The following is a 17,544-nucleotide window of genomic DNA, read 5'->3' as shown; positions in this document are numbered from 1 at the left end:
TCCCCGCCATGATGGCCGCATGAACGTGCGCGACAGACAGCTCGGCGCTGCTGCTCTCAAGCGACTTCGGCTGTCGCGCGGTTGGTCTCTTGCGGGCGCTGCGCGGGCGATCGCCCAAGCAGCCGAGCAACTCGGCCGGCCCCTTGAAGTCGATACGGCCAGTGTGCAGCGATGCGTCGCCCGGTGGGAGAGTCCTCGTTCCGCCATCCTTCCGGGCGACCGCTACCAACTGCTGCTTGCCTACGTATATGCGCGTACCCCTGGCGGGCAGTACATCCTCGGTCCAGGCAGCGACTTCGCCGAACTTCTCGACGCCCTGGCCTACTTGGGGGCAGGGAGCGACCAACTCCGAGAACTCCGCGTGCTGTGCGTCCGTACCGTCACCGATGATGGAACGGGCTTGTTGGCCCTGCTCGGACCGACTACTCAACGCCTGATGGCGGATGCCTTGGCCGATCCTTCGCGCACAGACGAGGCGCTCGTCGACGGACTCCGGGCAGTCGTAGCGGACGTGAACCAACAGGTCGGCACCGTGCCGTTTGTTCGCCTACAGCTTTTGCTCGCGCCGGTCGTCGAATCCTGCCGCCGACTCCTCAGCGGGCCCGTTCCCGACGGGTTGCTGCACGAACTGCGCTCGATCGCAGCGCAGACATACACCCTCGCGGGACGCCTCGCCTTCGAGACGCGCGACGATGGCGCCTCGCGCGCTCTGTACGCTGCCGCTACCGGTGTTGCCGGGCGCCTTGACGATCCGTGGCGGCGTGCGGTCGTCCATATGAGTCATTCCCTGGTCACTCTGTACTCGACTCCCGGTATCGACGCCGCTCGGCTCCTCGTTGACGAGGCCGTACGTGACGCTCGGGCTGGTGGCAGCGTCATCGTGCGTGCTCGCGCGCACGCTTTGCAGGCTGAGGTGGCAGCCCGAGCCGGTGCCGCGAAACATGCGCGGGCTGCCTTGTCTCTCGCCTGGTACGACATGGACGGCGACCAGGAAGGCGATCCCTCCGTCAGCAGTTTCTCGCCTGCCCATCTGCGCGGATTCGAGGGACTGTGCGAGCTCTACGTCGGTGATCCGGCGGTCGCACACGAGACGTTCGCCCAGTCCGCGCGTGCGCTGACCGCCCCGCGTGAGCGCGTGCAGCACGCCATCGTCGCAACAGACCAGGCTCTCGCTCGGCTCAAGCTCAACGAGCCGCACGCGGCGGCTGATCTCCTTCACCAATGCATCGATGACGCGGTGACCACGGGGGGCCGCGTAGCTTCGATCCGGCTTCGCAGGGCCAGGCGGGAACTCCGCCCGTGGCGCGCCGAGAGCTTCGTCGCCGACCTCGACGACCACCTGATCGAGAGCGTCGGCCGATGAGATCGGGCTGCTGTCGGGGGCTCGATGCCCCGCGGAACGGCGAAAGTCGACCCCCGCCGAATCGCAGCCCAAGGCGCTTGCGCAGGGCGACGAGCTGCTGCGCCACCTCGCCGGGCAGGTCGATGGTGCGGTAGGCGAACGTTTCGCAGTCGGAAGCGCCCCCACCTCCCGTGGGCGAGGCGGAGCCCCGTGCCTCCTGGGCGTACGCGGAACCCCGCGACGTGAAGCCCTACGTGGTGAGCAGGACGCCCCCGTACGACGCGCCCGCGATCACCACCCACGCGCACAGCCCCAGCGCGGCGACCCGGGCGCCGGTGCGGGTGAGGGAGGGCAGGTGGACGGCGCTGCCGAGGCCGAAGAGGGCGGCGGCGAGGAGGAGTTCCTGGGCCGTGGCGGCGCTGTCCAGCACGGTGGTGGACAGGACGTCCGTGCTGCGCAGGGCCGTCATCGCGAGGAAGCCGAGGACGAAGAGCGGCACCAGCGGCGGCCGCCGCCGCTCCGCCTGCTCACCCTCCGCCGTCTCACCCTCCGCCTGCTTGGCGCGCGCCCGCGCCCGTACGGATGTCGCGAGGACCGCGACCAGCGGGGCGAGCAGGGCCACCCGCACCAGCTTGACCAGCACCGCGTCGCCCAGCGCCGACGGCCCGGCGGTCTGCGCGGTGGCCACCACCTGGCCCACGTCGTGCACGCTCGCCCCCACCCACCGGCCGAACGCCTCGTCGCCGAGCCCCAAGGGGTGCTGGAGCAGCGGCAGGACGGCGATGGCGAGCGTGCCGCACAGCGTCACCAGCGCCACGGAGGTGGCCACATCGCGCTCATCGCTGTCCGACACCTCGCTCACCGCGCCGATCGCGGACGCCCCGCAGATCGAGTAGCCGGTCGCGATCAGCAGCGGCTGGTCGCCGCTCAGCCCCATCCGGCGGCCGAGCCACCAGGTGCCGCAGAAGGTGGCGGCGACCACGCCCAGGACCATCGCCACGGTGGCCCAGCCGAGGCCCAGCACATCGTTCAGGCTGAGCTTGAGGCCGAGCAGCACGATGCCCAGGCGCATCAGCCGCTTCCCGGCGAGCGACAGCCCGGCCCGGCAGACGCCCCGGACCAGGCCGCGCGCCCCCGGCAGATGCGCGGCGACGATGCCCAGCACCACGGCGGCGGTCAGCAGGGGGACGGCGGGGAGCAGCCGGTGGACGCCCCAGGCGGCCCCGACCCCGGCCGCGGCCAGCCCGAGCCCGTACGCCGGGGCGGGCGGCCGCCATCCGGCAGCCTGCCGCGCCCGGCCGGGCGCGGCGGTCAGCGTCACTGGCCGTCCGCCGTCGGGAGATGGCCATCCGCCGTCGGGAGGTGGCCATCCGCGGCCGGAAGGTGGTCGTCCGCGGTCGGAAGGTGGTCATCCGCCGTCGGGAGGTCGTAGACCCGCCGGACGCTGCTGCCCAGGCGGGCGATGTCCGCCCCGTAGACATGGATCGAGATCGCCTTCGACCCACAGGCGTTCCACACCCTGTGGATATCTCCGGGCGGCGCGAATCCGCACACCGCGCCGCGCGGGTTGACCACGTCCTCCACCGCGATCAGCCGCGAGCCAGGGCCGTCCGGGACGAGGCGGTAGCGCCGCTCGTGCTCCTCGCCCTCATGGACGCCGGTCACGCACCAGGACACATGGTCATGGATCGCCGTGCGCTGGCCGGGCAGCCACACCAGCGCGACGATCGAGAAGCTGCCGTCGGGCTCGGCGTGCAGGATGTGCTGGCGGTAGCGGTCGGGGTGGCCCTCGCGCTGCCCGGGGGTGAGCAGATCGTCCGCGCCGAGGTGGGGCGCGAGCCGCTCGCCCACCGGATAGGCGGTCACATCGGGTGCCAGGCCCCGGCCGACGGCCTCGCGGACGTCGCCGACGAACGCGCCGAGGCGTGCCGTGAGAAGACGGGAGGACGGATACGCGGTCGGGGTGGTCATGGTGGCAGCGTCCTGCCGCTCGCACCATCACGTCCAACGACAGGTTGTTGAGCCGTCCCCAAGCTCCGCTTATGGGTAAGGGGTCAGCATCCGACCCGGTTCCCGGCCACCGTCTTCAGCTCCTCCAGCACCCGCGCGGTGGCCGGTATCCCCAGGTGCTCGCGGAGGACGTACGCCGAGACATGGCGGCGCGAGGCGGGGTCCAGGGCGCGCCCGGTGACCTTCTGGTGGCACAGGAACGACAGCACCAGGCCCGGCATCATCGCCACGCCCAGCCCGGCCGCGACCATGCTCTGCACCACCAGATTGTCGTCGGTGGTGAAGGCGATGTCCGGGGCGAAGCCCTGCTCGGCGCATTCGTGCAGGAAGTTGGCGCGGCACCGCAGACATCCGGCGATCCAGCGCTCCTCGCTCAGCTCGGCCAGCTTGACCGCCCGCCGCCGGGCCAGCGGGTGGCCGGTCGGCAGCAGCACGGTCAGCTGGTCCTCCAGCAGCGGGATCTCCACCAGCTCGGCGGGGGTCTCCTCGCGCAGCCCGGGATAGGTGAAGGCGAGGGTGATGTCGCACTCCCCGCGCACCACCCGCCCCAGCGAATCCGGCGGCTCGCCCTCCAGCAGCTCCACCCGCACCCCCGGATGGGCGGCGGCGAGCCGGGCCATGGTCTCGGGGATGAGGGTCGCGTTGGCGCTGGGGAAGGCGCAGATCCGCACTCGGCCCGAGCGCAGCCGGGTGATGGCGCTCATCTGCTGCTGTGCGGTGGAGATGCTGGTCAGGATGGTGTCGGCGTGCCGGGCGAGGGTCTCCCCCGCCTCGGTGAGCCGCATCCCCCGGCCGACCCGGATGAACAGCGGACTGCCCACGGCCCGTTCGAGCGCCTTCATCTGCTGGGTGATGGCCGGCTGGGTGTAGCCGAGGGCACGGGCGGCCCCGGAGTAGGAGCCGGAGCGCACCACCTCATGGAACGTCTTGATGTGCCGGGAATCGAACACACTCGCATCATACGGAGCCCGAGACCGAAACCATAAGCGGGATTTGGGGCCCCACAAGATCGCCCCTACCGGCGCTTTTGCGTCACACGGCCCACCGCGCCACGGAGCCGGGCCCCCGGGCCGGGCCGGACCCGGACCACTGAGCCGGACCACTGGGCCGGACCGGAGCCGCCCCACGGCCCGGCGCCACGAAACCTACGGCCCGGCGCCACGGGACATACCGCCCGGCGCCACGGGACATACCGCCCGGCGCCACACCCGGTGCGCGAGGACACCCGGTCAAGCACGGTCAAGATGACAAAGCTGGGGCAAGCTGACCCCATGCCGCACTACACCTCGTACGACGGAACCGAGCTGGCCTACCGCGTCCTGGAGGCCCGGGACGGCTCGGCGGGGCCACCGCTGATCTGCCTGGCGGGCGGGCCGGGACGGGACGCCGCGTATCTGGGCGACCTCGGCGGGCTGAACGCCCACCACACCCTCCTCATCCCCGACAGCCGCGGCACCGGGGACTCCCCGCCGGCCTTCGACCCCATCGGCTACGCCTTCCCCGGGCTCGCCGAGGACCTCGAGGCGCTCCGCCGCCATCTGGACCTCGTCCGCTTCCCGCTGCTCGCCCATGACGCGGCCGCCGCCACCGCCCAGGCGTACGCGGCCGCCCACCCCGAGCGGCTCAGCCGGCTGACCCTGGTCAGTCCGGGCGCCCGCCTTCAGGGCGAACTCCCCGAGGACGCCCGGGAGATCTTCGAGTCCCGCGCCGACGAGCCCTGGTGGGAGGAGGCGTACACGGCGGTGCAGCTCCTGCCCGACACCACCGACCTCCCCGAGATGCGCAGGTTGCTGCTCCAGGCCGCCCCCATGGCGTACGGCCGCTGGGAGGAGCCCCAGCGGGCGCACGCCGAGAGCGAGGGCGAGCAGCTGGGGCGGGTGGCGCGGGCCGGCTTCTGGCAGGGCGTCGACGAGGCGGGGCGGCGCGCGGTGCTGGCCCGGCTGCGCGAGGTGCCGTGCCCGGTCCTGGCGATCACCGGCGACCGGGACGCGGTGACCGGGATGCGGGCCGGGGAGCTGGTGGCCGAGTCCTTCCCGAACGGCCAAGCGCGGCCGCTGCCCGGGGTGGGCCACTATCCGTGGGTCGACGAGCCGGACCTCTTCCGCCAGGTGGTCGAGGACTTCCTGGCACAGCGCCCCGCGCGGTGAAGGCGGGGCGCGCGGTGAAGGCGGGGCGCGCGCCCACGCCATGAAGGGGCCCGGGCGCCGCCCGGCGGGGCGTGAACGCAGTGTGTCAGTCGTATGGCAGCCCCCGCCGCTCCGTTGTGCCCGCCCCGCCCCGGTCCTATCGTCGGGAACGTAAGCACGACATCGGCCGTGTGCCCGAGTGGTTGAGGGGCTCGACTGCAAATCGAGTTACGTGGGTTCGATTCCCGCCACGGCCTCCACACCCCGGCGCGGGCGCCTCACTCGGCGCCCGCGCATTGGGTTGCCGCTCGGTGAACTCCCCGACATCCTCTCGACACTTGAGCCCGTAGGGCGCATGCTCGTGCACGCGCTCATGCCGTTGAGCCATCGCGGATACTCCAGGTAAACACCTAGGGCTCGGCGATTTTCACAGTCTCGCCACCGAACGGTCTCCTGGCCCCCGCACTGAGTGCAATTCCGTCTCATAGGGTCGCGTGTGGTGCCTGTGACCGTGCGGAAAACTACTCCCGGTCGGCGGGCACATTCTTCGACCGTGGTCCCATTCTCAGTGGGGGAAATGTGCAGCCCGCCGTACCGGCCGCCCGTCTGCCGCTCTCGACCGGCCAGAGTGAAATCTGGTTCATAGAGCAGCTGGAGCCGCCGGAGAGCACCACCTTCCGGGTCGGTGAGTACCTGGAGATACAAGGACCGATAGACACCGAGCTATTCGAGCGGGCCCTGCGCAGAGCGGTGGCGGAGGCCGAGCCCTACAACATCCGGGTCGGCGAGGACGACGGGGAGCCCTGGCAGGCCCTTGACCCGGTGACCGACTGGGAGCTCCCGAAGCTTGACCTCACCGCCGAGGACGACCCCTGGGCCGCGGCCGAGCGGTGGATGAAGAACGACCTGGCCACGGGGGCGCTCAAGCTGGGCGACCACCCGGCGTTCTCCTTCGCCCTGATCAAGGTGGAGGCCGAGCGCTTCCTCTGGTACCAGGGCACCCACCACATCGTCTCGGACGCCGGCTCGGCCGCCCTGCTGGGCCGGCGGACCGCCGAGGTGTACACCGCGCTCGTCGAGGGGACCGACCCGGCCGAGGGGGAAACGGTCTTCGCCTCCCTGCGGGCGATGCTCGACCAGGACGCGGAATACCGGGCCTCACCGGATTTCGCCAAAGACCGGGCGTACTGGCTGGAACACTTCGGTGATTCCCCGCGCCCAGCGCGGCTTTCCACCCACCCCACCAGGGAACTTTCCACCGTCCGCCGCCAGACCGCCTACCTGACCGAGGCGGAAGCGGTCGAGCTGCGGGCCGCCGCGCGTAAATACGCCACCCACTGGTCCGCTATGATCATTGCGGCAACCGCGCTGTATCTGCACCGATTGACCGGTAAATCGGACATCATTCTGACGCTCCCCGTATCCGGCCGTACCGATGCCACTTCCCGCGCTATTCCCGGGATGTTCGCCAATGTGGTGCCGCTGCGCATCCAGGTACGCGCCGATATGCGAATACGGGAGCTGGTCCGGCAGATCTCACGTGAAGTCAGGCAGGCCCTTCGGCATCAGCGCTACCGCCGAATCGACCTGGCCCGGGATCTGCGACTCCCGGACGGCGGAAACGGATTGCTCGGCCCGCACGTCAACATCATGACGTACGACTACGACTTCCACTTCGCCGGTCACCGGGTCAAGGCGCACAACCTCTCCAACGGCACCGTCGAGGACCTCTCGATCATGGGATACGACCGGTCCGACGGCACCGGTATCCGGATCGACCTCAACGCCAACTCCAACCTCTATACCGAGGACGCCCTCATCGGCCACCGGGAGCGCTATCTCGGCCTGCTGCGCACCCTCTCCGACACCTCCGACACCTCCGACACGCAGCGCACCGTCGGCTCGCTGGAGCTGCTGTCCGCCGAGGAGCGCCGGCGGGTCCTGGGCGCGCCGGGCGACACGGCGCACCCCACCTCCGGCGCCACCCTCCCGGCGCTGCTGGCGGCCCAGGCCGCCCGGACCCCCGACGCCCAGGCCCTGGTCTGCGATGACGATGACACCGTGCTCAGCTACGCGGAGCTGGACCGGGCGGCCAACCGGCTGGCCCGGGTGCTCATCGCGCGCGGCGCCGGGCCCGAGCGCACCGTCGGCGTGGCCCTGCCCCGCTCCGCGGACCTGGTCATCGCGCTGATCGCGGTGCTGAGGACGGGGGCCGCGTATCTGCCCCTGGACCTGGACTACCCGGCCGAGCGGCTGGCGTACATGCTCGACGACGCGGGTCCCGCGCTCGTGGTCACCCGCGCCGACAGCGCCGGTGCGCTGCCCGCGCGCCACGGTGTGGGGCGGCTGCTGCTGGACGTCGTGGACCTCACGGGCAGCGGCGGCGCGGCGGGCGGCTCCGCCCCGGCGGTGGCGATCGGCCCCGAGCACCCCGCGTACATCATCTACACCTCGGGTTCCACCGGCCGCCCCAAGGGCGTCCTGGTGCCCCACCGGGCCGTGGCCAACAACATGGAGTGGATGCGGGGCGCCTACGGCCTCGCCCCCGGGGACCGGATGCTCCAGAAGACCCCGGCCGGGTTCGACGCCTCCGTCTGGGAGTTCTTCTGGCCGCTGATCAGCGGCGCGACCCTGGTGGTGGCCAAGCCCGGCGGCCACAAGGACCCCGCGTATCTGGCGCGCACGGTGCGCGAGGAGGGCATCACCACGCTCCAGTTCGTGCCGTCGATGCTCCAGGCGTTCCTCGCCGAGCCGGGCGCCGCCGACGCGTGCGCGGGCGTCCTGCGACGGGCCTTCAGCGGCGGTGAGGCGCTGCCGCGCGAGACCGCCGAGCGGTTCCACGAGCGGTTCCCCGGCGTGCCGCTGAACAACCTCTACGGGCCCACCGAGACCACCATCCAGATCGCCCACCACCCCTCCGCACCCGGCGGCGAGGGCCCGGTGCCGATCGGCCGGCCGGTGTGGAACACCCGGATGTACGTCCTCGACAGCGCCCTGAAGCCCTGCCCGGCCGGGGTCACCGGCGAGCTGTACGTGTCCGGGGCGCAGCTGGCCCGCGGCTATCTCAACCGGGCCGCCCTGACCGCGGAGCGCTTCGTCGCCGACCCCTACGGCCCGCCCGGCACCCGGATGTACCGCACCGGCGACCTGGCCCGTATGCGGCCGGACGGCGACGTCGAGTACGTCGGCCGCGCCGACGGCCAGGTCCAGCTGCGCGGCTTCCGCGTCGAGCTGGGCGAGGTCGAGGCGGCGCTGCGGGCGCTCCCCCAGGTGGCCGAGGCCGCCGCGGCGGTCCGCGCCGACCGCCCCGGCGACCAGCGGCTGATCGGCTATGTGACGTCCGCCGGGGACACCCCGCCGGACGTCGCCGCGGCCCGCGAGGCGCTGGGCGAGGTGCTGCCCGAGCACATGGTGCCCAGCGCGTTCGTGATCCTCGACGCCCTTCCCCTGACCGCCAACGGCAAGCTGAACCGCGCCGCGCTGCCCGCCCCCTCCTTCGAGGCCGCCACGGGCGGGCGGGCGCCCAGCACCCCGCGCGAGGAGACGCTGTGCGCGCTCTTCGGCGAGGTCCTGGGCGTCGACGGCGTCACCGTCGACGACGACTTCTTCCTGCTCGGCGGCCATTCACTGCTCGCCTCCAAGCTGGCCAGCCAGGCCCGCGCCGCGCTGGCCACCGAGCTGTCGATGCGCGACCTCTTCGAGGCGCCGACCGTCGCCCGGCTGGTGGCCCGCCTGGACGCCGCCGGCCCGGCCGAGGCGCACCGCCAGCAGCCGCTGGACATCCTGCTGCCGCTGCGCGGCGAGGGGGCGCGCCCGCCGCTGTTCTGCGTCCACCCCGGCGGCGGTCTCGGCTGGTCGTACACCGGACTGCTCCGCCATCTCGCCCCGGACCAGCCGGTGTACGCCCTCCAGGCGCGCGGTCTCACCGAACCGGACGTCCTCCCGGCGAGCGTCGAGGAGATGGCCGCCGACTATCTGGAGCAGATCCGGGCCGTCCAGCCGACCGGTCCGTACCATCTGCTCGGCTGGTCCTTCGGCGGGCTGATCGCCCACGCCATGGCCACCCGGCTGCAGGCGCGGGGCGAGGAGGTCGCCACGCTGGCCGTGGTCGACGCCTACCCCGACAACGCCCAGGCGCTGCCCGAGGCGCCGGAACTCAGCAAGCGCCAGTGGCTGGGGGTGCTGCTCGACGACATCGGGGGCGGCGACATCTTCGCCCCGGGCTGGCTGGAGGCGCACCCCGACGGGGCCGACGGCACCGCCGACCTGGTGGCCGACCTCTGCCGGGAGACCGGGCTGCCCGCCCGGCTGCTGGCGGGCGAGACCAGCTTCCCGCTGCTCGACATCCTGCTCAACGACCAGGAGCTGATGCGGAAGTTCGCGCCCGAGCGGTTCCAGGGCGACATGCTGCTGTTCCGGGCCGTGCGGGAGATCCCCGGCTACCGGCGCGATCCGCTGCATGTGGCGGACGCCTGGCTCTCCTCCGTGGACGGCGCCCTGGTGGTGCACGGCGTCCCCGATCACCACTACCGGATGATGCGGGAGGAGTCCCTGGACCGGATCGGCCCGGTGGTGGCGGCGGCGCTGGACCGCACCCGGAGCTGAAAGGCAGGGGCTCAGGGCCCGGGTCGGGGCCGCTCCCTCGAGGGCGGCCCGGACCCGATTTCGCCGAATGGGCCCTCGACGATCACAATTCAGCCAGGCGCCCCATCTCGTTCTCCTGCTCTCCTACGCAGGTGAGCAGGGTGGGCGCCTTCATGTGGAGAAGGAGATGAGCTCCCAGCGCGGAGGCACGTAGTTGGAAGGAAGGCTGGCCATGACAGTGGACGCAACGGACGAGGTGGAGCGGTTCATTCTGGGGGATCGGTTCGCCTGCCTGGCGGGACGGTCCGCCTGGCGCAAGGGTGGCATCACCCATCGTCACTATGACCTGATGGGGTCCGACGATTCGGCCCGGCTGATGGCACTCGATCTCGCGGATTTCGTGGACTCGGCCGACTGGAGCCACCGGTCGTTCACGAGCTTCATCGCGACCTTCGAGCAGCCTCGCGGGGTGGATGAGCTGCGGTTCGAGGAGCTGCTGTGGGAACAGCTCCAGCTACTCCACGAACAGGACTCAAGGTCCTATCGCTGGGCCGCGGCCTGTTCGTCCGATCCGCAGGCCAGGGAGTTCGCCTACAGCGTCGCCGGTCACCCCTTCTTCGTCATCGGTCTGCACGAGACCCACCGCCGCTGGGGCCGCCGTCCTCCCTTCCCGATGCTGGCCTTCAACTCGCATGAGCAGTTCGACCGCATCAAGGGCGCCAAGATGTGGGACCGGCTCGCGGAGAAGATCCGCAAGCAGGACATCCAGCTCCAGGGCGACATAAACCCCAACCTGCTCGAGTACGAGGAGCTCTCCGAGGCCCGCCGCTACTCCGGCCGCCCGAAGCCCGCTGACTGGCAGTGCCCGTTCGCCGCCGCCGAGGGCGAGCGCGAGCCCGCGCTGACGGGTCGGCCCCCGGCCTGAGCGGGGTGTCCGTCACCGGCGGGCGGATGGCGTCCGCCGGTGACAGACGCGGCACCGGTGGGAGGAAGGCGTCCGCCGGTGACGGACCCGGCACCGGCCCAGCGGTGCCGGCGCTCCGTCTCCCTGATCAGCGCACCGGGAAACCGAAGCCGTACCCCTGCTCCTTCAGCCACGGCAGGACCTGGCGCAGTGCTTCGACCGTCTGGCCGCGGTCGCCGCCCGCGTCGTGGAAGAGCACGGTGGGGCCGCTGGAGATCTCGTTCTTGACGGTGTTGACCATGGTGTCGACCCCCGGCTGCTTGAAGTCCTTGGAGTCCACGTTCCAGCCCAGCGGCCGCATGCCCTGCGAGGCGGCGATCTGACGGCTGTACGGGGTGAACGCACCGCCCGGGGCACGGTAGTAGAGCGGCTTGACGCCCCCTGACGCCTTGGTGATCATTCGCTGGGCGTCGAGGATCTCCTTGGACTGGTAGGCGGATGACTTGGTGCCCATCGTCGTGTCGTGCGACATGGAGTGGTCGCACAGCCGGTGCCCGTCCGCGACCACATCCTTGACCAGGTCCGGATGGGCCTGGGCCTGCGGACCGACCATGCAGAAGGTGGCCTTGACGCCATTGGCCTTGAGCACCTGGAGGACCTGCGGGGTCCAGGTCGGATCCGGACCGTCGTCGATCGTGATGTTGACGCCCTTGGCGCCCTTGTCGGAGGCGTGGGCTATGTCCATGTTGACCACGGGGTCGGGCAGTTTCGGGTCCGGCTTGGAGGTCTGGCCCACGATCGGCTTCGGCGTCGGGGACGCGCCCGGGTCCGCCTCGGCGGACCCGGACTGGGCGGTCCACACGGCGGCCAGGGCGGTCACCCCCATCACACCGAACGCCGCCGCCAGTATTCGGCCGTTCGCCCCCATGATCCGGTGCCGCGCCATGTCCGCCTCGCTCCCCATGTCTCCTGTGTCGCTTTCGCAAACATGAGGATGGAGCCGGGGCGGGGAAGGATCCCTCTGTTACACGTCTCGGACAATCCCGCGACCACACGTCTCGCACGGTCCCGCGCCGCGGACGGCGAGGTGCGGGCGGTGGCCCCGCCCGCGGCCTCTTTACCGGGTGTCCTGGCCCCGGTTGACCACCGCCGCCTGGGGGCGGATCGGGAGGCGGTTGACCGGACGGCCGGTGGCCGCGCGGACCGCCGCCGCCACCGCCGCCGGGGTGGTGACCACCGGCACCGCGCTGGCCGCCTTGGCGCCGAAGGGCGCCACCACGTCCCGCTCCTCGACCAGCTTGACGATGCGGACGTCGGGGACGTCCAGGGCGGTCGGCAGGGCGTAGCCGGTCAGGTCCGGGTGCCGGACCACCCCGCGTGAGGTGCGCAGGTTCTCGGTGAGGGCCGCGCCGATGCCCTGGGCGACGCCCGCCTCGATACGGGTCCTCAGCTGACGCGGGTTGAGGACCCGGCCCACGTCCTGGGCCACCGTCATGTCGACGACCCGTACCGCGCCGATCTCGATGTCGACGTCCACCACGGCGCGCACCGCGCAGTAGGCGAGCCCGACGAAGGCGTCACCCTGGCCGGTCTCGTCCAGCGGCTCGGTGGGGTGCGGACGGCACTGCGCGGTGGCCCACAGCTCCTTGCCCTCCAGAGCCTCCTCGACGGTGGTGCTGAGCACCCCGTCATACGAGGTGATCTTGCCGTCGGCGATGCTGAGCAGCTCGGTGGACATACCGAACGTATGCGCCAGCGGCTGCAGCAGCTGGGTGCGGACCATCTTCGCGGCGCGCTCGACCGCACCGCCCGAGACCCAGGTGTGGCGGCCGCGCGAGGCGGGCCCGGCCGGGGGCTGGTCGGTGTCGATGGGCGCCACATGGACCTCCTCGATACCGAGGACGTCCTGGACGATCTGGCGGGCCAGGGTGGTGAAACCCTGGCCGGTCTCGACGGCCGCGCAGATGACGGTGGCCACCGGCCCGGTGACCTTGACGGTGGCGGTGGAGACCTCGTCCCTCCCCTCGGCGCCGAGCATATGGACCATGCCCAGGGCGTAGCCGACCCCGCGCCGCACCGCGGCCGGTTCGCCCGCGCCCTCCAGGCCGCCCGGCAGCAGCCACTCCTCCTCGGGGTCGTCCTTGGGGAGGGTGGGCAGCGGTGCGTCCCTTACGGCCTGCAGCAGCTCGGCGACCGGGGCCGGGCAGGTGACGGTCTGTCCGGTGGGCAGCAGATCGCCGGTGGCCATCACATTGCGCATGCGGATCTCGACGGGGTCGAGGCCCAGCTTGGCCGCCAGCTTGTCCATCTGGCCCTCGTACGCGGCGCACACCTGCATCGCGCCCTCGCCGCGCACATGGCCGGAGGGCGGGTTGTTGGTGCGGACCGCCCAGCCCTCGATGAAGGCGTGCGGAACGACATAGGGGCCGCAGGCGAAGGAGACGGCGGCGGCCAGCGTGTCCGCGGAGGAGTCGGCGTAGGCGCCCGAGTCCAGCAGGATCTGCGCCTCGACCTTGACCAGCTTGCCCTGGGAGTCCGCGTGGTGCCGGTAGCGCAGCAGGGTGGGATGGCGGTGGGCGTGGCCGAGGAAGGACTCCTCACGGGTCGCGGCCAGCTTCACCGGATGGCCGGTGCGCAGCGCCAGCAGCCCGAGCGGCAGCTGCATCCCCGGGTCCTCGCGCTCGCCCATGGCGCCGGGGACGCCGGTGACGACGACCTTCACCCGCTCCGGCTCAAGACCGAAGCAGGCGGCGGCCAGGTCGCGGTCGGCGTGCGGATCGGTGGAGGCGGTGTAGATCTCCACCCCGCCGTCGGGGCGCGGCACGGCCAGGCCCGCCTCGGCGCCGATGGGCGCCGGGTCCTGGCGGCCGATGCGGTACAGCCCCTCGACGATGACCTCGCCGACCACGTCCGGGTCGCCGAAGGCCAGCGGGATGTGGCGGACCAGATTGCCGTCGGGGTGCAGCGGCTCGGCGGAGAACGCCTGCTCGGGGTCGGTGACCGGCTCCAGCACCTCGTACTCGACGGCGATGGCGGCGGCCGCCAGCCGGGCCGTGTCGGGGTGGTCGGCGGCGACCGCGGCGATGGGCTCGCCGTGGTGGCGGACCAGCTCCTTGGCGAACACCGGACGGTCGGCGACCCGGCGGCCGTGGGAGGCGTCGCCGGGCACGTCGGTGTGGGTCACCACGGCCCGTACGCCGGGCATGTCGACGGCCTGCTTGGTGTCGATGGAGACGATACGGGCGTGCGGGTGCGGGGCACGCAGCACGGCCGCCCACAGCAGCCCCTCGGCCCACAGGTCGGCCGCGTACGGGAAGGTGCCCGAGGTCTTGGCGGCCGAGTCGGTGGGCGGCAGGGACACCCCGAGGCCCATGGTGGACGGGGGCTGGACGGGCGTTCCGGCGGCGGGGGTGGCGGTGACGGCGCCCGCGCCGTCCGCGATTCCGGTCATGCCGATGCCCTTCCGCTACCGCTTCCGTTGACGCTCCCGTTGCCGGTGATGCCGTGCGGTCCCGCCTGGTGCGGGATGCGGGCCGGGTCCTGGTGGGCGTCGTGTCCCTCGTCCGCCTCGGCCTCCGCCTCGTCGGCGGCCGCACGGCCCGCGACGACCTCGCGGACGGCGTCGAGGACGCCGCGGTAGCCGGAGCAGCGGCAGAGGTTGCCGGAGATCGCCTGGCGGGTCTCCTGGTCGGTCGGGGCGTGGTTGCCCTCGAGGAGGTCGTGCACGGTCATCGCGAGCCCGGGTACGCAGAAGCCGCACTGCACGGCCCCGCACTGGGCGAGCGCGCGCTGGACGTCGGAGGGCTGTCCGCCGGTGGCGAGGCCCTCGACGGTGCGGACCTCGCTGCCCGCGGCGGTGGCGGCGGGCACCAGACAGGAGGCGACGAGCCGCCCGTCGACCTGGACCGAGCAGGCCCCGCACTCGCCCTGGGAGCAGCCGTCCTTGGCCCCGGCGAGGCCGAGGCGCTCGCGCAGGACGTAGAGCAGCGACTCGCCGATCCAGACGTCGGTGACGGGGCGGTCGGCGCCGTTGACGTGCAGCACGTACGAGGCGAGCGGATGCTCGCTGTGGCTCGGGCCCTCGTCCGCGGCCTGGGCGGCCTCGGCGAGGAGGGGCTCCGCAAGGGGCTCGACGGGGGTGTCGGCGGCCTCGGGGGCGTCGGCCGGAGCCCCGGCCGGGGCGGGCGCTCCGGCGGCGTCAGGCGCGTCCGTGAACTCGCCCTCGGCCAAGGCCGGTTCGGACCCGGCCGCGGTAGCGGCATCGCTGAACTCGGGCCCGGCGTCGTCCGGCACCGCCTCGGCGGGGGCCTCGGCGGCGCCCGGCGCGGCCTCGGCGGCGTCGGTGTGGCCCACGCCGTCCTCGGGGCCGGGGTGCGGGGCGTGCCCATGGGTGTCGCCCGCGAAGGGGGCGCCCGCCAACCGGTCGTCCGCGAACGCGTCGTGCCAGGACGCCTCCTGGGGCAGTCCGGGAGCCGGGCTGCCGTGCGGCGGGGTCGCCGGCCCGGTGTGCTGCCCGTCGACCGGGAACGCGCCGGAGTCCCCGATATCGCCCGGTCGCCGGCCGGGGTCGTCGGCGGCGGGCCGCTCGGGCGCGGGGCTGCCGTGCGGGGACGTGCCGTGCGGCGGGGTGCCGCGGGGCGGGGTGTGCAGCCCCTGGTGCCCCTCGGTCGTGAACTCGCCCGAGTCCCCGGCGGAGGGGCCCGGCCACGCCGGGTCCGCGGCCGGGGCCGCTTCGTCGCGGTTGGGCATGCGCAGCCGGCGGCGGGCGGGCGGCGGCATGGGCGCGGCCGGTGGGGAGTACGCGGCCGGGCCCGGGTGGCCCTCGGCCGCGTACTCCCCGGAGTCCTCCATGCCCTCGTCGGCGGCCGGAACCGACCACTGGCCGGAGTGCCCCTGCTGCTGCCCGGACTGCGGCTGGTGAGGCTGCTGATGAGGCTGGTGCAGCTGATGGGGCTGGTGCGACTGCTGCCGGGGCTGCGCCGGCCCGGCGAAGGGCATCCGCAACTGGGCCGTCGTCTGCGGGTCCTGGGGACCGTCCGCATGGCCGCCGTACGGAGGGGCGGCCGGACCGGGGTGGTCGTCGACGCGGTACTCACCGGTCTCGTCCACCCCCTCGTCGCCCGCGACCGGGATGGTCCACTGGCTGGTGTGCACGGGCCGCCCGGCGCCGTCGTCCGACGGAGCGGGCACCGGCCAGTCGTCCACCGGCTCCTCGGCCGCCGGAGCCGGCCAGTGGCCGGTGTGCGGCAGGTGGTGGCCCTGCTGGTCCTCGGCGGGCATCGGCCACTGGCCGGAGCCGTGCTGGGGATCGTGGTGGCCGCCATAGAGGTAGCCGCCATCGGTCTCGGCGGTGGTCCAGTGGCCGGTCATGCCCTGGTCGTGGGGCGCGCCCTGGCCATGGCCGGACGGCTGCCAGTGGCCGCCCTGGGACGGGTCACCGTGCCCGATGTCCATCGGCGGGGGCGCGTAACCCGTGCCGGGCGCCGCGAGCGGGTCCCAACGGCCGGAGGGGTCGGTCGGGTCCGGGTGGGCGAACTCGGGCGGCAGTTGGACGAAGGCCGTCGACTCGGCGTCGTACTCCGGGCCGTGCGGCATCGGCTGCCATCCGCTCCCCGGATCCGGCCGGTGCGGCTGCTGTTCATCACTCACGCGAGTGCCCTCCCCAGTGCTCGGCGGGCCAGGGCTGCCACGGTACGCCTCAGGTGGATCGCGGCAGGCGGCAGGGGGACCGGCTCGCTGCCGTCCTGCGGAGGCAGCGGATCGGGGATGCACGCGGCGGCGACGTACTCGCCGAAAGCGGTCGTGACCTGCGGGTCCAGATGGCCGCGGTCGCCGTCCCAGTCGATGAGCGAGGCGACCCAGCGCTCGGCCTCCAGGGGGCGCAGCGGCATCGGCGCGACCGCGCCGACGGCACAGCGCACCCCGCGCCGCGCGGGGTCCAGGACGAGGGCGACGGAGGCGGTGGACCGGCCGGGCCCGGTGCGCCCGGTGGCCTTGATGAAGGTCTGTGGGGCGTGCAGCAGCGGAACCCGGACGAATCCGACGAGTTCACCGGGGTTCAGCAGATCGACCCCGGCGAGCAGATGGCTGACCGGGATCTCGCGGCGGGCCCCCTCGGGCCCGGCGATGATCACCGTGGCCTCCAGGGCGGCGAGCACCGGCAGCGCGTCGCCGGTGGGGGCGGCGGTGACGATGTTGCCGCCCAGGGTGCCGGCGTTGCGGATCTGCGGGGGCCCGGCGGCGCGCGCGGACGCGGCCAGCGCCGGGATCAGCGCGGCGAAGTCGGGGCGGCCCATCCGGGCGTGGGTGAGTCCGGCGCCGAGGAGGGCGTGCCCGTCCAGATAGCGCCAGCCGCGGATTTCGCTGATCCGGCCGAGGCCGACGAGCGCGGCGGGCCGCAGCAGGCCGGAGTTGACCGCGGCCATCAGATCGGTACCGCCCGCCACGGGCACGGCGGCGGGCATGGCGGCCAGTGCCGCCACGGCCTCGTCGAGCGTGCCCGGCAACGTCACCGTGTGCGCCGCCTGCGGTGCGTGCGTGGTCAACCCAGCTGCCCCTTCCCCGGTGTCCCGGCTGTT

The 17,544-nt window shown here is 72.9% G+C and carries 11 protein-coding genes and 1 tRNA gene; 5 read left to right on the top strand and 7 right to left on the bottom strand.

Annotated elements, in window-relative coordinates; all coding sequences use genetic code 11:
- Nucleotides 1-19: 19 nt before the first annotated feature.
- Nucleotides 20-1,363: an NsdA family TPR-like regulatory protein gene (locus JK364_RS41675; protein ID WP_201856630.1), complete on the top strand. Its 1,344-nt coding sequence runs from the start codon at nt 20-22 to the stop codon at nt 1,361-1,363.
- A 229-nt stretch (nt 1,364-1,592) separates the two neighbouring features.
- Here the strand turns inward: JK364_RS41675 and JK364_RS41670 are convergent, their stop codons facing one another.
- The 3 genes from JK364_RS41670 to JK364_RS41660 form a co-directional block, all read right to left on the bottom strand.
- Entirely contained in the window at nt 1,593-2,663 is a 1,071-nt protein-coding gene (locus JK364_RS41670) for a YeiH family protein (RefSeq protein WP_307841545.1), read from the bottom strand.
- Nucleotides 2,660-3,313: a cysteine dioxygenase family protein gene (locus JK364_RS41665; RefSeq protein WP_201856629.1), complete on the bottom strand. Its 654-nt coding sequence runs from the start codon at nt 3,311-3,313 to the stop codon at nt 2,660-2,662. The genes JK364_RS41670 and JK364_RS41665 overlap by 4 nt, the downstream gene beginning before the upstream one ends.
- A gap of 83 nt (nt 3,314-3,396) precedes the next feature.
- Nucleotides 3,397-4,302 carry a LysR family transcriptional regulator gene (locus JK364_RS41660; RefSeq protein ID WP_201856628.1) on the bottom strand — a complete coding sequence of 302 codons (906 nt, stop codon included), beginning with the start codon at nt 4,300-4,302 and terminating at the stop codon, nt 3,397-3,399.
- Nucleotides 4,303-4,623: 321 nt separating this feature from the next.
- Here JK364_RS41660 and JK364_RS41655 point away from each other — a divergent pair, with 321 nt between their 5' ends.
- The 4 genes from JK364_RS41655 (at nt 4,624) to gntA (ending at nt 10,987) form a co-directional block, all read left to right on the top strand.
- Nucleotides 4,624-5,499, top strand: a complete 876-nt coding sequence (locus JK364_RS41655) for an alpha/beta fold hydrolase (protein WP_201856627.1) — start codon at nt 4,624-4,626, stop codon at nt 5,497-5,499.
- Nucleotides 5,500-5,663: 164 nt separating this feature from the next.
- Nucleotides 5,664-5,738, top strand: a tRNA-Cys gene (locus JK364_RS41650).
- A gap of 319 nt (nt 5,739-6,057) precedes the next feature.
- Nucleotides 6,058-10,083, top strand: coding sequence for a non-ribosomal peptide synthetase (locus tag JK364_RS41645; protein WP_307841544.1), 4,026 nt, complete (start codon nt 6,058-6,060; stop codon nt 10,081-10,083).
- A gap of 211 nt (nt 10,084-10,294) precedes the next feature.
- Nucleotides 10,295-10,987 carry a guanitoxin biosynthesis heme-dependent pre-guanitoxin N-hydroxylase GntA gene (gene gntA / locus JK364_RS41640; RefSeq protein ID WP_201856626.1) on the top strand — a complete coding sequence of 231 codons (693 nt, stop codon included), beginning with the start codon at nt 10,295-10,297 and terminating at the stop codon, nt 10,985-10,987.
- Between the two features lie 127 nt (nt 10,988-11,114).
- Here the strand turns inward: gntA and JK364_RS41635 are convergent, their stop codons facing one another.
- The 4 genes from JK364_RS41635 to JK364_RS41620 form a co-directional block, all read right to left on the bottom strand.
- Nucleotides 11,115-11,912, bottom strand: a complete 798-nt coding sequence (locus tag JK364_RS41635; RefSeq protein ID WP_201856751.1) for a polysaccharide deacetylase family protein — start codon at nt 11,910-11,912, stop codon at nt 11,115-11,117.
- Nucleotides 11,913-12,083: 171 nt separating this feature from the next.
- Nucleotides 12,084-14,417 carry a xanthine dehydrogenase family protein molybdopterin-binding subunit gene (locus JK364_RS41630; protein ID WP_201856625.1) on the bottom strand — a complete coding sequence of 778 codons (2,334 nt, stop codon included), beginning with the start codon at nt 14,415-14,417 and terminating at the stop codon, nt 12,084-12,086.
- The gene (locus JK364_RS41625; RefSeq protein WP_307841543.1) at nt 14,414-16,615 is read right to left on the bottom strand and encodes a 2Fe-2S iron-sulfur cluster-binding protein; all 2,202 of its coding nucleotides are present in this window, start codon (nt 16,613-16,615) and stop codon (nt 14,414-14,416) included. Before JK364_RS41625 ends, JK364_RS41630 begins: the two co-directional genes overlap by 4 nt.
- Entirely contained in the window at nt 16,612-17,511 is a 900-nt protein-coding gene (locus JK364_RS41620) for an FAD binding domain-containing protein (protein ID WP_201856624.1), read from the bottom strand. The genes JK364_RS41625 and JK364_RS41620 overlap by 4 nt, the downstream gene beginning before the upstream one ends.
- Between the last annotated feature and the right edge of the window lie 33 nt (nt 17,512-17,544).

It is taken from the genome of Streptomyces endocoffeicus, assembly GCF_016741935.1.
GTDB lineage: Bacteria > Actinomycetota > Actinomycetes > Streptomycetales > Streptomycetaceae > Streptomyces > Streptomyces endocoffeicus.
Note: the sequence above shows the minus strand (reverse complement) of the source record. Positions and strands in the feature narration are given on the sequence as shown.

Excerpts from the sequence above, each read along its gene's own strand:
- JK364_RS41675 (WP_201856630.1), top strand. The coding sequence starts at position 20 with ATGAACGTGCGCGACAGACAGCTCGGCGCTGCTGCTCTCAAGCGACTT.
- JK364_RS41665 (WP_201856629.1), bottom strand. The coding sequence starts at position 3,313 with ATGACCACCCCGACCGCGTATCCGTCCTCCCGTCTTCTCACGGCACGC.
- JK364_RS41655 (WP_201856627.1), top strand. The coding sequence starts at position 4,624 with ATGCCGCACTACACCTCGTACGACGGAACCGAGCTGGCCTACCGCGTC.
- gntA (WP_201856626.1), top strand. The coding sequence starts at position 10,295 with ATGACAGTGGACGCAACGGACGAGGTGGAGCGGTTCATTCTGGGGGAT.
- JK364_RS41635 (WP_201856751.1), bottom strand. The coding sequence starts at position 11,912 with ATGGCGCGGCACCGGATCATGGGGGCGAACGGCCGAATACTGGCGGCG.
- JK364_RS41630 (WP_201856625.1), bottom strand. The coding sequence starts at position 14,417 with ATGACCGGAATCGCGGACGGCGCGGGCGCCGTCACCGCCACCCCCGCC.